Raw genomic sequence first — 14294 nt, 5'->3', positions numbered from 1 at the left:
GTGCTACTGCTCTGAGGGTTCAGGCCTTTTGAGAAAGCGAAGCAGAAAAGTCTGAATCAGAGTTCTCATCTGTCTCTGTCTCACTGGTGGCGTCAAGCAGGATATGTGTCCAGCTTTCGTTTACCTCATAATCGGGCGACTGGCGGCGGCGGCGCATGGCATCCATTACTTTCTGACTAAAGCTCCAGCACGTGGCCTGGCGCAGGTCCAAAAGGCGGGACATCTCTTGGGAAGAGTAATTGCCTTGGTGGGCGTTAATCAGAAACACTGCGTACAAAGCCTTGACTATCGAGAACTTACACTTCTGCAACATAGTATAGGCCGTAGCCGACTCCACGTAGCGGCAGCGGGTACAGCGCCGCGCGTGGGGCTCGCGGCCGGCGCAGTATTTCTCATAGCCACACTTGCGACACTGGTAGCCATTTGCCCATTTCAGGTCCGCTAAGTAGCTCAGACAGGCATCTTTGTCGGGATAGATCTGGCTGAACTCGCCAAAATCTACCTCTTTGGCTAAGACACGGGCGGTCTGCGCCTGCTGCAAATCATGTTGAAGGTTGGCGTTTAGCTTTTCAATAGCGGCCGATTGCAGGGCTAATAATCCGTTGGCTTGCAGCAGCTCGCGGTTTTGGGCAGCTATGGTTTCGCTTTGCTGACGCAGTTCCTGGGTGCGGCGGGCTACCTGCGCTTCCAGCTCTGAGTTGAGCTGATCCTTGAGCTGCTGGTTTTGCTGGAGCTGCTCCACCAGGCGGTCTTGGGCCAGATGCTTTTTGCGGAGCTGCTTAACCAGGCGAGCCTGCACGGCGAGCCGGGCATCTTTGATTCCCTTAATCTTTTCACCCAGCGCGTAGGATAAGATGGTCACTTCCACCACGAACGCCACGTTCATGCTGTACACAGTGAAGTGATTATTTAAGAATTCGATGCCCAGCTTGCGGGTAATGAGGAAAACCAGACTGACAGCTACCAGCGCGTGCGCCAGCAAAAAATAGCGCGCCGCCCGCAGCCCCTGCTGATACACCAGCACAGCAGCATAATAAATAAGACAATAAGGCAGCAGATACAGCCAGAAGCTAAAGCCCGATTGCACTATCACTATATCGGCCAGCAGCAGGGCCACACTCAGGGTACCAATCAGCCGAATCCACCAGTCGAGGCGGGGCACGCGCAGGGATGTATCGAGGAAGCCGCGCGCGTAGTGCATAAAGGTAAAGAGCAGCAATACGGGTGCTCCAGCATTGATCAGGCGGTTAAGCCACGGCAAATCTGACCACACATATTCAAACCCCAGCCCATCCTCGGATAAGAATAACAGGCTACAGCTCAGCACGTACAGCACGTAGCGTAGGTAGGTTTCTTCCCCGATAAAAAGGTAGATGCACAGATTGTACACTACCATGATGAAAAGCACTCCATAAAAGCTCCCCAGCAATCCGTATTGGGTCTGGAAATGAGTGAGCAGCACCGGCTCATTGCGCATCATGGCGCGAAAGCTCGTCTTAGAATCAGACGCTAAGCGCAGGTAATACGTTTGAGTCTCCCCGAGCGATAAGGGAAGGTCAAACAGAAAGTCTTTGTAAGGATGGGGGCGCGTGGCGAAAGGCAGATCGGCGCCGGTATGAATCTGTTTGTAGCCGGTAGCGGTAGGCTGAAAAAACCGCACATCATTGATATGGGAATCGAATAAATCGAGAAACCAGTGCGTACCCGAAGGGTCTTCGTTGCGCACGGTAAAGCGCAGCCAATACGCCGAATTCGTATTACTCATGTTCGGTGCGCCGGTGTAGGGGGCAAACTGGCTGGCCCTTGCCGGGCGGCGCACGTCATGAATTGTTAACTGACTCGAGGAGTCCTCCAGCACACTATAGTAGGAGCCATCGATAAAAAAATCGGCGCCGGAAGGCCGCATTACCAGCGTATCTTCCGTGGCAGCACGCGCCGGAGCAGCGGCAAAGAAGCTGAACAGGCAGCTCCACACTAATATAAATCGACTATAGAATAACGAGGGCAGGTTTAATGCACGCATAGTACTGGCTAATGTACACATTTGCCCCCCAGAAATTACTACAAATGCGCAAGAGCAGGTACTACAGAAGCTGCCCTATTCCAAACAGCAGCACAAATACCAGCGTACTCATGGCCATTTGCTTTAGCAGCGGATCGAGTTGTTTGGAGTCTTGCCGCGCCCAAACCTGACGGCCATTGAACCAGAAAAGTGGAACTGAAAGCACAAACAGCCACTGCCAAGGCGAGTGATACGTGAGCGCGACGTACACAGTGGCGCTGCCCAGGCCGAATATCAGCAGTAGCCAGTGGTAGCGCCGCGCCGATTTGCCCCCCAGCCGCACGGGAATCGTGATTTTACCGGCTAGCTCGTCGGAGCGCAGGTCGCGGATATTGTTTACGTTGAGCACGGCCGTAGCAAAGCAGCCTAAGGTAATAGCAGGAAGCAGAACAGCCAACGGCAGCGTCTGGGTTTGCAGAAAATAAGTGCCACCCACGCCCACAAGCCCAAAAAAGATGAACACCGACACGTCACCCAAACCGGCGTAACCATACGGATTGCTGCCCGCTGTGTAGTTGATTGCAGCCCAAATGGCGGCCAGGCCCAGCAGCAAAAACGTTAGCAGAATCCACATGCCAGCCGCGCCCAGCGCTACCCAGAGCAGCGTCAGCCCCGATACAAAAGCGGCCACGCCAAACACGCCCATAGCCTGCTTCATACGGGCCGGCGTGATATAGCCGGCTTGCACGGCCCGCAATGGCCCTTCGCGGTGCACGCTGTCGGCGCCATTTTGGGAATCGCCGTAGTCGTTGGCGAGGTTACTCAGAATCTGGAGTAAGATGGTAGTAAGCGCCGCCAGCCCAACGACTGCGCCATTAAATTGTCCCCCAGCGGCAGCTAAAAAGCCCCCCGTGAGAATACTAGCCAGCGCAAGGGGCAACGTACGAGGCCGGAAAGCCGAAACCCAAGCTTTGACGGGGCTTGGGTGTGTAGATGTAGAAGAAGCCGAAGAGGTAGTCATACGCCAGAAGCGGAAATCAAAACGTCATGCTAAGTCTCTCGAAGCATGACGTTTTGCAGAAGAAACAAAAGCTATAAACCTTCTATTTCAGAATAGCGCTCACTAGCTCATCGCTCATGGGCTTTACTTTGGAAGGATAAAAACCGACTACGTGGCCCTGCTCATCCACCAGATATTTGCAGAAATTCCAAGTGGGTGCGTCGCTGATGGCGCCGTTCTTGGTTTTGTCAGCCAGGAACTGAAACAGGGGCGCTGTGTCGTCGCCTTTCACTGATACTTTCTCAAAAAGAGGAAAGGTTACGCCAAAGTTCTTCTCGCAGAAAGTGGCAATTTCCTCGTTGGTACCGGGCTCCTGACCACCAAAATTATTGGCTGGAAAGCCCAGCACCGTCACTTTGTCGCCGTGCTTTTTGTGCAGTTCTTCCAACTCCTTGTATTGGGGCGTGTAGCCGCATTCCGAGGCCACGTTTACGATGAGCAGCTTTTTGCCAGCAAACTGACTGAGCTTCATATCTTTACCATCGATGGTTTTGACGGTGTAATCATACACGGTGCCAGCAGCGGCGGTTTCGGGAGCAGTGGTAGTCATGGTAGTAGAATCGGTTGTAGGCTGGGAGGAAGAGGAAATGCCGCAGGACGCAAGCGCGACCGTTAGAAGAATAGCTGAAGCTTGCATGGGGGGCTTTTTCAAGAGCTAAGTAGTAAAACCAATACGGGTAGCATCGCCCAAACCGCTGGTAATGACGCAATGTTTTGGGCTTGATAAGATAAAAGACAGAGATGAAGGTGCGCTTCCTTCTACCTCCTCAAGTAGCAAGGCTGCCGGCTTAGGTTGTGGGCGGAGTAAGCCATTTTTCTACCTCAATCGGCTCAAAATGCAGCATCTTATCCAGCAGCACTGATGGTGATTCGTGTTGCAATAGCTGCGCACGGTTCTCCTGGCGCAGTAATCCCTCCCCTGCCATCGTATCGAGCAAAGCCAGCAGCTGATCATAGTAGCCATCCACATTAAGTACGGCCACCGGCTTGCGGTGCAGCCCGAGTTGGCCCCAAGTAAGTACTTCGAACAGCTCTTCCAGCGTGCCGTAGCCCCCGGGCATAGCCACGAAGCCTTCCGCTAAATCAGCCATCAGCAGTTTCCGCTCGTGCATTGATTTGACGATGTGCAGCTCTGTCAGGCCGCGGTGTTCTACTTCCTTCTCTACCAGAAAATCGGGAATGACCCCGATGGCGCGCCCACCGTGGCGCAGTACGCTATCAGCGATGGCCCCCATGAGGCCTACCCGACCACCGCCATAAACCAGCGTCATCTTACGCTCGGCCAGGGTTTGCCCCATCACCTCGGCTTGCTGGCGAAAGATATCATTGAGGCCGGCATTGGCACCGCAATAAACTGCTACACTTTTCATACAGGATGGTATTCGACGAAACGCATAGGAGCGTATTTCGGCTTTGACTACTTAGAAAAACTGCTTGCCTTTTGCATTTAAGTGAAGGCAGGCAGCTTAACTTTTACATTCGCTCGGGCACGGTGATACCTAGCAGGCGCATACCGGCTTTGATGGTACGGCCGGTTTGGGCGGAAAGAGCTACGCGGAAGCGGCGCTTCATTTCGTCGGGCTCGCCAAACACGGGCACTTCGGTGTAGAAGCGGTTGTATGCTTTTGCCACTTCGTACACGTACTGCACCAGAATGGAGGGAGCCATAAGACGAGCAGCTTCCGCCACAACCCCAGGATATCCGGCCAGCAGCTGCACGGCGTCACGCTCGGTTTCGTGCAGACTTTCGGGGCTGTCAATTTGCCCCCCAGTCAGGCCCAGCTCTGCGGCTTTGCGCATAATGGCCGCAATGCGAGCGTGCGTATACTGCACAAACGGACCGGTATTGCCCTGGAAGTTGATGCTTTCCTCGGGGTTGAAGAGCATGCGCTTTTTGGGGTCAACCTTCAGCAAGAAATACTTAAGGGCTCCCAACGCCAAGGTGTGGTAGAGTTGCTCGGCTTCCTCTGAGGTGAGGCCTTCGATCTTCCCTAACTCTTGGGTAGTGCGGCGGGCCGTATCTACCATTTCCTGCACCAGTTCATCAGCATCCACTACAGTTCCCTCCCGCGACTTCATGCGACCCGAAGGCAAGTCAACCATGCCGTAGCTCAGGTGATGAATGGCCGTTGCGTAGGGCTTGCCTAGTTTGTGCAACACCGCCTGCAACACCTGCATGTGGTAATTCTGCTCGTCGGCAATAACGTAGACCGATGAATCGTAGTTGAAATCCTGGTATTTCAGCTCCGCCGTGCCCAGGTCCTGGGTGATGTAGACGCTGGTGCCGTCGGCGCGGAGCAGAAGTTTTTCGTCGAGGCCTTCTTCCTTTAAATCAACCCACACCGAGCCGTCGTCTTTGCGGAAGAACACGCCTTTTTGCAAGCCTTCTTCCACGCGCTCTTTGCCCAGCAAGTAGGTTTCGGATTCGTAGTAATACTTGTCGAAGTCGACGCCAATAGTACGGTAGGTTTCATCGAAGCCTTCGTACACCCAGCCGTTCATTTGCTTCCAAAGGGCCAGCACTTCCGCATCGCCCTGCTCCCATTGTTGCAGCATTTGTTGCGCCTCTGTCATCAGCGGCGCCTTGCGCTTAGCTATATCCTGGGCCACGCCTTCGGCTTCCAATTGCCGCACTTCCTCGCGGTAATGGCGCTCAAACAGCACGTAGTATTTCCCGATCAGATGGTCGCCTTTGATACCCGAGCTTTGCGGCGTTTCGCCCTGTCCAAAGCGCTGATACGCCAGCATCGACTTACAGATGTGGATACCGCGGTCGTTGATGAGGTTGGCCTTGGTAACGGTGGCACCAGTGGCTTTTACAATCTCGGCCACGGAGTAGCCCAGAAAGATATTGCGCAGGTGGCCCAGGTGCAGAGGCTTGTTGGTATTAGGCGATGAATACTCCACTACCACGCGCTGGGGGCCATTTGAAGGCACCGGAGCACCATCGGGACGGGCTAGCATTTCGGCAAATTGGCGCAGCCACTCACTGTCGCCTATTTCCAGGTTCAGAAAGCCTTTAACTACATTAAAGCTACTCACGCGGGGTTCATTGGCAGCCAGCCATTCGCCCAGCGCCTGCCCTATCTGCTCCGGGCCTTTGCCCAAGCTTTTCGTCAGCGAAAACGTCACGAGCGTAAATGTGCCGGCAAATTCTTTGCGTGTGGGCTGAATAACAAGCTGCTCAGTTGTAACCGTAGCGCCAAATACCTGCTGAATAGCGGCGCTCAGCGCAGCTTTGATGTCTTGTTCGAGTTGTTGCACGGGGTGCGGAGAATTAGGAAGTTAAGCGGCACAAAAGTAGTGCAAGCTACGGCTTAGGTTACGAAAAAGCCCCCCAGCCTCTTATTTAGCACCCACCTGCTGGAGCACAATGTTCACGTCGAGGGGGTTGCCGTGGGTAATAACGGGGTAGGCTTGGGTGGTCGTGAATAGCAATTTGCCATCTGCCAGTATGCGTGCCTGCACGGCGTAAGTGCTCTGCGCATTTATTTGGGCCGGATCGTAGCGCAGCAAAAACTCGTAGGGCACCTGCTTGCCCTCCGAGGGGCGCAGGGTCAGGGAGTCGAGCACAGTGGCGGCTACATCGGCGAAGCTTACGTCTAGGAGTTGCAGCTTTACTATAGCTGTGGGCGGCAGTGCTATTCGCTCGCGGTAGCTTACGGTGCCCGTAACAGCGGCGCTTACGGTTTGGCCAGGCACATCGCCTTCAGGGCCGCGCTTTTGGGGCGTTACGGAGCAGGCACTTAGCGCCAAAGCCATTATTCCCAACCGCGCGTTCCTGAGCTTCATATACCTGAATTTTTAGTCTGAACTGGAATTGAATATAGGTAAGCCACCGCAGCTTTAGCAGCAAAAACTACTGTTGAGATTTAAATTAGGCACTACAGCCAACTAAAAAAGCCCCCCAGCATCCCATGTTGCATGTATACACGTTGGAAGTTGCGCTTACGGCAACTCACTTAGTAGAAGCTAGCATTACTACGTGGTGGCGCGGCTTTGGCGCGAGGTAGCGTCGGCATGTTGCAGATGATTTTGGATGGTATCGGTGGCTGCTTCCAGAATGTCGAAGGCATTTCGTGCCATCGTGTTTTCCGAGTCGAGTGTCGGGTTTATTTCTACCATTTCGAAGCACACGACCCGGTCATTATCCAAGAGCGCCTGGCATAAGGCAATGGCCTCTTCTACATTCAGGCCTTCCTTTACGGGTGTGCCGGTGCCTTTGCTGAAGCGCGAGTCTAGGGAGTCTACGTCGAACGACACGTACACTAAGTCGCAATAGCGGAGGCGCTCATAAATTTCGCGGGCTACCTGCTTCGGGCCTTTCTCTTTGAATTCAGCCAAGCCGAAGTTCTTAATGTTGTGGCGCTTGATTACTTCGTTCTCCTCGTGCTCCGTATCGCGCACCACTACATACACAAGGTGTTCAGGCTTGAGCTTGGGGCCGGGTTCGCCTAGGTTTTTGAGCCGATGCCAGAAAAATTCAGTTTCAGGCTCCGGCACATTCCGCTGGCACTCCAGATTATCCTCGTTCAGCGCCATGGCGATGGGCATGCCATGAATATTGCCTGAGGGCGTAGTATAGGGCGAGTGAATATCGGCGTGGGCGTCTATCCACACCACGCCCAGCGTTTTGTGCGGATAAGCGGTTTTAATACCTGCTATAGTTGCGGCAGCGTTGGAATGGTCGCCGGCCAGAACTAGTGGAAATTCTCCGAGGCGTAATGTTTGTTCAACCGTGTTGGCAATGTTTTTTTGAACCGTATAAACTGAGTCGATGTGCTTGGCGTAAGGGAAGTGGTTTTTATCGAACAGCACATGATTCAGGTCCGGCACAGCCACGGAATTGAACCGGCGGAAATAATCAGAACCTTTGTTTAAACAGGCAATCCGTAGCGCATCCACGCCCAGACTGGCCCCGCGAGTCCCGGCCCCTAGCTCGGAGCGGACTTCGATGAGCTTAATACGTTTCATAAAAGAACGATGCGCCGACAGCAACAGGCGGCTAAGGGCCTTGGCCGAATACCAGAGAGCAGGACCACGTCTCACCGCTCTCGCCCTGGGCGCCCCGCATCGGAGTACCCACCTACCGCCTATCTTTGCCGGCCTACAAAGGTGCGGAAAAGCCCGCAAAAGGCCAATCTGTTGTTGACGTACGGAAAAAGCAGTTAGTGACTTCCCGCCTGACCACTTTATTGCCCGCTCCGTCCTCTAATTCTACCCATTCAGTTCCTTACTTTCCCTAATGGATACCTACCACGACCTGATTTCCCAAACCTTCGATTTCCCAACTGTCGACTTTACCGTTCAGGACAACGAGCTTCGCTTCCACGATATTCCGCTCATGGACATCGTGAAAGAGCATGGCACCCCGCTGCGTCTCACGTATTTACCTAAAATAAGCTCCCAGATTCAGCGGGCTAAAAAATGGTTCGCCGACGCTATCGAGAAAACCGATTACCAAGGCACTTATACCTACTGCTACTGCACCAAGTCGTCGCACTTCAGCTTTGTGCTGGAAGAAGCCCTAAAAAACGACATTCATATCGAAACTTCTTCGGGCTTTGATATTCACATTGTGCGCGAGCTGTATCGGCGGGGCAAGCTCAATAAGCAGAGCTATATCATTGCCAACGGCTTTAAGCGCGAGCGGTATCGGCGGCATCTCACGGAGCTGATCAATGAGGGCTTCGTGAACTGCATGCCCATTTTGGACAACCTCGCTGAGATAGATTATTACCACGACCACGTCACTGAGAAGTGCAACATAGGGATGCGCCTGGCTTCCGACGAGGAGCCGCGTTTCCAGTTTTACACCTCCCGCCTGGGCATTCGCTATGCCGATGCAGTACCGCTATACGAGCAGAAAATCAAGGAAGACCCGCGCTTTCAGCTTACTATGCTGCATTATTTCATCAATACTGGTATTAAGGACACCAGCTACTATTGGTCGGAACTGTCGCGCTTCGTGCATAAATACTGCGAGCTACGCCGCGTGTGCCCTACCCTTACCACTATTGATATCGGCGGCGGCTTGCCCATTCAAACCAGCATTCAGCCCGAATATGACTATCAGTACATGGTAGAAGAGATTCTGCGCACCATCAAGCGTATTTGCAAGGAGGAAGGTGTACCGGAGCCGCATATTTTCACCGAGTTCGGTATTTTCACGGTGGGCGAAAGCGGAGCTACTATCTACTCTATTCTGGATGAGAAGCTTCAGAATGACAAGGAGTTGTGGTACATGATCGACGGCTCTTTCATCACCAACTTACCCGATACCTGGGCCCTGAATCAGCGCTTTATCATGCTGGCGCTGAATGGCTGGGAGAAGTCTTACAAGAAGATTCAGCTGGGCGGCCTCACCTGCGACTCGCAGGACTACTACAACGCTGAAAAGCACATTTATCAGGTGTTCCTGCCCGAGCGCAAGCCCACCGACGCCAAGCCGCTCTACGTTGGATTTTTCCATACGGGCGCCTATCAGGAAAGCCTTTCCGGCTACGGTGGCCTCAAGCACTGCCTTATCCCGGCGCCCAAGCACGTTATCCTCGACCGCGACGCCGACGGCACTCTGCGCAATTGGGTATTTGCCGACGAGCAAGACAGCGACAGCATGATGCGCATTTTGGGCTATCAGCAGTAGAATTACCGACTACGCCTGGCACTTCGCTTGTTGAACTGTAGCTGATGCACTAAAAAGCCCCCCCATGTTTGTTTTGGGGGGCTTTTTTAGTAATATCAAGTATCAATAGTTGGCAACAACACGACTCAGATCTTGTTCCGCTCAGGAAAGTATTCTTAACCCTATTTGCAATCGAAAATTGGGTAAGACTGAAGTATATTAGAGTCTAAAACATACGCTGATGCAGTGCTTTTGCATAAGCTCCGTATAATTCGAGCCACACAGATAATTTAAATTTCGCCTGAACGTTATCGGGCATAACATTTGAGGAATGCAGTATCAGCGTCCGAATCTCCTCTCAACTTGTACTTTATCATGAAAAAACTGCTTCTAGTAGCCGTTGTCGGACTGGCCGGCCTGGGCTCATGCCGCACCAAGTGCCCGGCTTATTCCACTACCAAGCCTGCTACCCAGGTTTCGTCTTCCATTACGGCTAGCGCAGAACAAACTTCGGCCGCGCGGCAGTAAGTTGCCAAGGTTTTGCTACACGCATCAAAGCCGGCTTTCCTTCAGTGGGAGGCCGGCTTTTGTGCGTGTAGAGAGCTAAGCAGTCGTTTAGCTATTACCAAGAATGAAATCAGTAGCGCCTACTAAATTACTGGCCTGCACGAGGTCGGCATGAATAGCGATATCGCCAACCAATATGCCACGCACTCCGGCACGCGCACCGGCTTCTATGTCGCGAAGTCGGTCACCGATTATCCAGCACTGAGCCGGATTGAGATGAAAGCGGGCCAAGCCTTTTTCCACCATCAGCGAATCCGGCTTGCGCAGCAGCGACTCGCTTACCGAAGGATGCCCCGGCGCGAAGTAAAGCGCATCCAGAACACCATTGCAGGCCGCTTGCAGCTTGGCATAGCAAGCCTTTACCTCGGCGGCTGTGTACAAGCCCTTGGCGATACCAGCCTGGTTGGTCACCACAATCAGATAATAGCCAGCCACTTTGAGGCGCGCGAGGCTTTCGGGCACACCTTCCAGTATCTCAAAATCCTCCAGGCGCCAGACGTATTCGCCAATTTCTTTATTCAAAACACCATCGCGGTCCAGAAAGACGGCTTTGGCGCGGGAGGAAGTAGCAGTTTGCGGGTTATTCATTGGCATAAAGCTACTGATTCTGGCTGGGGGGCAAATTAGCGGCCTTACCTTTGAAGCCACTGCTGATTAAAGGCATTTATTAGCTGCCGTGTGTGTTGATGAAAGTGTCGCTCGTGGGCCACTATTCAGCTCGCATAACTTAGCGGCATTTACTTTTCACTGACTGATGAAAGTCGCTATTCTGGGAGGCGGAATTTCGGGGCTTACGCTCGCTTTTTACTTACAAAAAGCGGGTATTGCTTACGACTTGTTTGAGGCAAATGAGGTGCTGGGGGGCAATTTGCGCTCCGAGCGCCGAGATGGGTATCTGCTTGAAACCGGCCCCAACTCCCTGCAGCTCAGTGACGAGCTGCGCGACCTGCTCGCCGACCTGAACCTTACCAGCGAAATTCAGGATACGGCCGCCGTCAGCGCTAACCGTTACATACTTCGCGATGGACGCTATCATCGCTTGCCGGCCTCGCCGCCGGCTTTGCTTACCAGTGGTTTTTTCGGCTTCAAAGCCAAGCTGAATCTGTTGCGCGAATTTGTCCGTCCTGCCGCTCCAATCAATCCGCAGGAGACGCTGGGGGGCTTTTTTCGGCGGCGCTTTGGCTCCGAAGTCGTTGATTACGCCCTTAATCCGTTTATCTCAGGCATTTACGCCGGCGACCCGGAACAGCTGCTGCTACACAAGACTTTCCCGAAACTCGCTGCCCTGGAGCAAACGCACGGATCGGTGCTGCGCGGCTTGGCCAAATCGGGCGGTGCGGGTGGACGGCGCAAAATTTTCTCTCTGCGTGGCGGCCTCCAAACACTAGCCATAGCTCTTAGCAATCATCTTACTCACCGGCATCCGGGCCAGCCTATAACAGGCCTGACGCGTGATGCGGCGGGTAAATACCACGTTCAGACAACTCGGGGGGCTTTTTCAGATGCCTCCTACGATGTGGTAGCCTTGGCCCTACCTGCCTATGCCGCTGCGCCTTTGCTTGAACCGCTTTTTCCGGAAGCAGCGTCTGCCTTAGCATCGGTGAATTATCCGCCGATGGCGGCCGTATTCACTGCCTACCGCCGCACCGATGTCATCCACCCGCTTGATGGCTTTGGTGCTCTTCACCCGAAGGTAGAGCAACCCTACTCGGCTGGCAGCATCTGGACTAGTTCTATCTTCCCCGACCGGGCCCCTACTGATCAGGTGCTGTTTACCACCTTTGTGGGTGGCAGCCAGTACGCGGCTCAGGCTGGCCAGCCGGCCGATGAGCAAAAGGCGGCCGTACACACAGAATTAAGCCGCTTCTACGGAATTAAGAGTGCCCCGCTGTGGCAGTACCAATACTACTGGGCTAAGGCTATTCCGCAATTTGATGCAAACATTGTAGCGGCTCATGCCGCTGCCGATGATCTGGCGACACAGGGAATAGAGTCTGTGGCCAATTGGCGGGCTGGTGTTGGCGTGCCCGACTGTGTGCGTTACGCTCGTCAAATGGCAGAAAAAATCGCCAAAAGTGCAGCTTGAGTGCCTATATTTCTATCTTTGATCCAATGAATGATGGGCTGGTCCTAATTCCGACGTACAACGAGCGCGAAAACGCGGAGTTGATTATTCGCAAGGTATTCTCGTTGCCGAAAGCCTTCGATGTGCTCGTCATCGACGATGGTTCGCCTGATGGTACCGCTCAGGTTGTACGAGAGCTGCAAAGTGAGTTTCCCGACCGCCTTTTTCTGGAAGAACGCCGTGGGAAGCTGGGTTTGGGCACAGCCTATATTCATGGCTTCCGCTGGGCTCTGAAGCGGAGCTACAGCTATGTGTTTGAGATGGACGCTGACTTCTCACATAACCCCGAGGATCTTCAGCGTTTATATGAAGCCTGCACCATGGAAGGTTACGACATGGCCATCGGCAGTCGCTACTGCCAGGGCGTGAATGTGGTCAACTGGCCCATGGATCGGGTTTTGATGTCGTGGTTTGCCTCCGCCTACGTTCGCTTCATCACGGGTATGCCTATTGCCGATGCTACGGCGGGCTTCAAGTGCTATTCGGCGGAGGTATTGCGCACTATTGAGCTTGACCGCATCCGTTTTGTTGGCTACGCCTTCCAGATTGAGATGAAATGGCTAGCTTACAAGTATGGTTTCCGCATAAAAGAAGTCCCAATCATCTTTACTGATCGTACCCGCGGCACCTCCAAAATGTCGAAGGGTATTTTTAAAGAAGCGTTTTTTGGCGTCGTGCAGATGAAAGTAGCTAGTTGGTTTCGACGCTTCGATCGGACGTCAGTTGGCAGCTCCGACGCTATTTCAGTTACGACTGCAACCCCGGCCCGCTAAACTAGGTAAGGCACCTACGGCGGAGTTGCTGCCGGGCAGCGGTCCAGTATCTACCTACTAACAACGAATGGAAAATACCCCCGCCTTTTGGGTCGGCTTCAACATCTTTGTATTGGCAATGCTAATGCTGGATTTGCTGGTGTTCAACCGCAAGGCCCATGTGGTAAAAATGCGCGAAGCCCTAGGGTGGAGTGCCTTCTGGATTGCCCTTTCTCTTTGTTTCAATTACCTCGTGTACCGCACGATGGGAGAACAGGCCGGACTAGAGTTCCTTACCGGCTACCTGATTGAGAAGTCCCTGAGCGTGGACAACTTATTCGTGTTCCTACTCATTTTCAGCTACTTCAAGGTTCCGCAGCAATACCAGCATAAGATCCTATTTTGGGGTATTATCGGAGCCTTGGTGCTGCGGGCAATCTTTATTCTGGTGGGAGCAGCCTTGCTGGCCAAGTTTCACTTCCTGCTGTATGTGCTGGGCGCCTTCCTGATTTATACCGGCATAAAGATGGCCACTAGCGGCAGTGAGCCCGAAATAGATCCGGATAACAATCCGGTAGTAAAGTTTCTGAGCCGCTACATGCCCATTACCAGCAAGATAGAGGATGGACGCTTTTTCGTGCGCAAAGAAAATCTACTCTTCGCTACTCCCCTGTTTGTGGTATTGGTGATGGTCGAAACTACCGACGTGGTGTTTGCCGCCGATTCTATTCCTGCCATTCTCGCCGTCTCCCGCGACACGTTTATCGTGTACACTTCCAATGTGTTTGCACTGCTTGGTTTGCGGGCTTTGTATTTTGCTTTGGAAGGCCTCATGCGACTTTTCCACTACCTGCATTACGGCCTATCACTCATCCTGATCTTTATCGGTTTTAAACTCTTAATTACTGATTACTTCCACATTCCTATGGCCATTTCTTTGGGAGTTGTGGGCTTCATTCTGGTGATATCGGTTATTATATCTCTGGTGTTGCCCAAGGAGGAAAAGGAGGATACGTTGCCACTACATAAATAGCATAGAGTCGACAAAAAAAGCCCCCTTGTATATTTGGGGGGCTTTTTTTTCGACTCTTTGTATAGATTAGGTAGATTTTGCCGTGGGGTTTGGAAATCTTCGCCATCCTGATCAGGGGGAGGGGGAATTA

Annotated in this window: 13 protein-coding genes; 5 read left to right on the top strand and 8 right to left on the bottom strand. The window is 53.1% G+C overall.

What is annotated here, in order from left to right:
• Window positions 1–19: 19 nt before the first annotated feature.
• From H8B13_RS00065 to rocF, 7 genes are all read right to left on the bottom strand, one after another.
• Window positions 20–2023, bottom strand: coding sequence for a 7TM diverse intracellular signaling domain-containing protein (locus H8B13_RS00065; protein ID WP_187308807.1), 2004 nt, complete (start codon window positions 2021–2023; stop codon window positions 20–22).
• A 61-nt stretch (window positions 2024–2084) separates the two neighbouring features.
• Complete coding sequence (locus H8B13_RS00060; RefSeq protein WP_187308806.1) at window positions 2085–3023, bottom strand: 1,4-dihydroxy-2-naphthoate polyprenyltransferase; 939 nt, start codon at window positions 3021–3023, stop codon at window positions 2085–2087.
• 82 nt (window positions 3024–3105) lie between these two features.
• Window positions 3106–3612, bottom strand: coding sequence for a glutathione peroxidase (locus H8B13_RS00055; protein WP_261990164.1), 507 nt, complete (start codon window positions 3610–3612; stop codon window positions 3106–3108).
• Between the two features lie 238 nt (window positions 3613–3850).
• Window positions 3851–4432: a TIGR00730 family Rossman fold protein gene (locus tag H8B13_RS00050; RefSeq protein ID WP_187308805.1), complete on the bottom strand. Its 582-nt coding sequence runs from the start codon at window positions 4430–4432 to the stop codon at window positions 3851–3853.
• Window positions 4433–4535: 103 nt separating this feature from the next.
• A complete protein-coding gene (gene argS / locus H8B13_RS00045) occupies window positions 4536–6326 on the bottom strand; it encodes an arginine--tRNA ligase (protein WP_187308804.1) in 1791 nt (596 codons plus the stop codon).
• A gap of 81 nt (window positions 6327–6407) precedes the next feature.
• The gene (locus tag H8B13_RS00040; protein ID WP_187308803.1) at window positions 6408–6854 is read right to left on the bottom strand and encodes a YbaY family lipoprotein; all 447 of its coding nucleotides are present in this window, start codon (window positions 6852–6854) and stop codon (window positions 6408–6410) included.
• A gap of 189 nt (window positions 6855–7043) precedes the next feature.
• Complete coding sequence (rocF, locus tag H8B13_RS00035) at window positions 7044–8036, bottom strand: arginase (protein ID WP_187308802.1); 993 nt, start codon at window positions 8034–8036, stop codon at window positions 7044–7046.
• A 271-nt stretch (window positions 8037–8307) separates the two neighbouring features.
• Here rocF and H8B13_RS00030 point away from each other — a divergent pair, with 271 nt between their 5' ends.
• Window positions 8308–9708, top strand: coding sequence for an arginine decarboxylase (locus H8B13_RS00030; RefSeq protein ID WP_187308801.1), 1401 nt, complete (start codon window positions 8308–8310; stop codon window positions 9706–9708).
• A 354-nt stretch (window positions 9709–10062) separates the two neighbouring features.
• Window positions 10063–10215: a hypothetical protein gene (locus tag H8B13_RS00025; RefSeq protein ID WP_165963497.1), complete on the top strand. Its 153-nt coding sequence runs from the start codon at window positions 10063–10065 to the stop codon at window positions 10213–10215.
• A gap of 87 nt (window positions 10216–10302) precedes the next feature.
• Here the strand turns inward: H8B13_RS00025 and H8B13_RS00020 are convergent, their stop codons facing one another.
• Window positions 10303–10842, bottom strand: coding sequence for a D-glycero-alpha-D-manno-heptose-1,7-bisphosphate 7-phosphatase (locus tag H8B13_RS00020; protein ID WP_187308800.1), 540 nt, complete (start codon window positions 10840–10842; stop codon window positions 10303–10305).
• Between the two features lie 166 nt (window positions 10843–11008).
• Here H8B13_RS00020 and hemG point away from each other — a divergent pair, with 166 nt between their 5' ends.
• From hemG to H8B13_RS00005, 3 genes are all read left to right on the top strand, one after another.
• A complete protein-coding gene (hemG, locus tag H8B13_RS00015) occupies window positions 11009–12340 on the top strand; it encodes a protoporphyrinogen oxidase (protein WP_187308799.1) in 1332 nt (443 codons plus the stop codon).
• A 26-nt stretch (window positions 12341–12366) separates the two neighbouring features.
• Window positions 12367–13152 carry a polyprenol monophosphomannose synthase gene (locus tag H8B13_RS00010; protein ID WP_187308798.1) on the top strand — a complete coding sequence of 262 codons (786 nt, stop codon included), beginning with the start codon at window positions 12367–12369 and terminating at the stop codon, window positions 13150–13152.
• 67 nt (window positions 13153–13219) lie between these two features.
• Complete coding sequence (locus H8B13_RS00005; RefSeq protein WP_187308797.1) at window positions 13220–14164, top strand: TerC family protein; 945 nt, start codon at window positions 13220–13222, stop codon at window positions 14162–14164.
• Window positions 14165–14294 lie beyond the last annotated feature (130 nt).

The sequence above is a fragment of the Hymenobacter sp. BT188 genome (assembly GCF_014333585.1).
Lineage (GTDB): Bacteria > Bacteroidota > Bacteroidia > Cytophagales > Hymenobacteraceae > Hymenobacter.
This window is presented reverse-complemented; position numbering and strand designations above follow the sequence as displayed.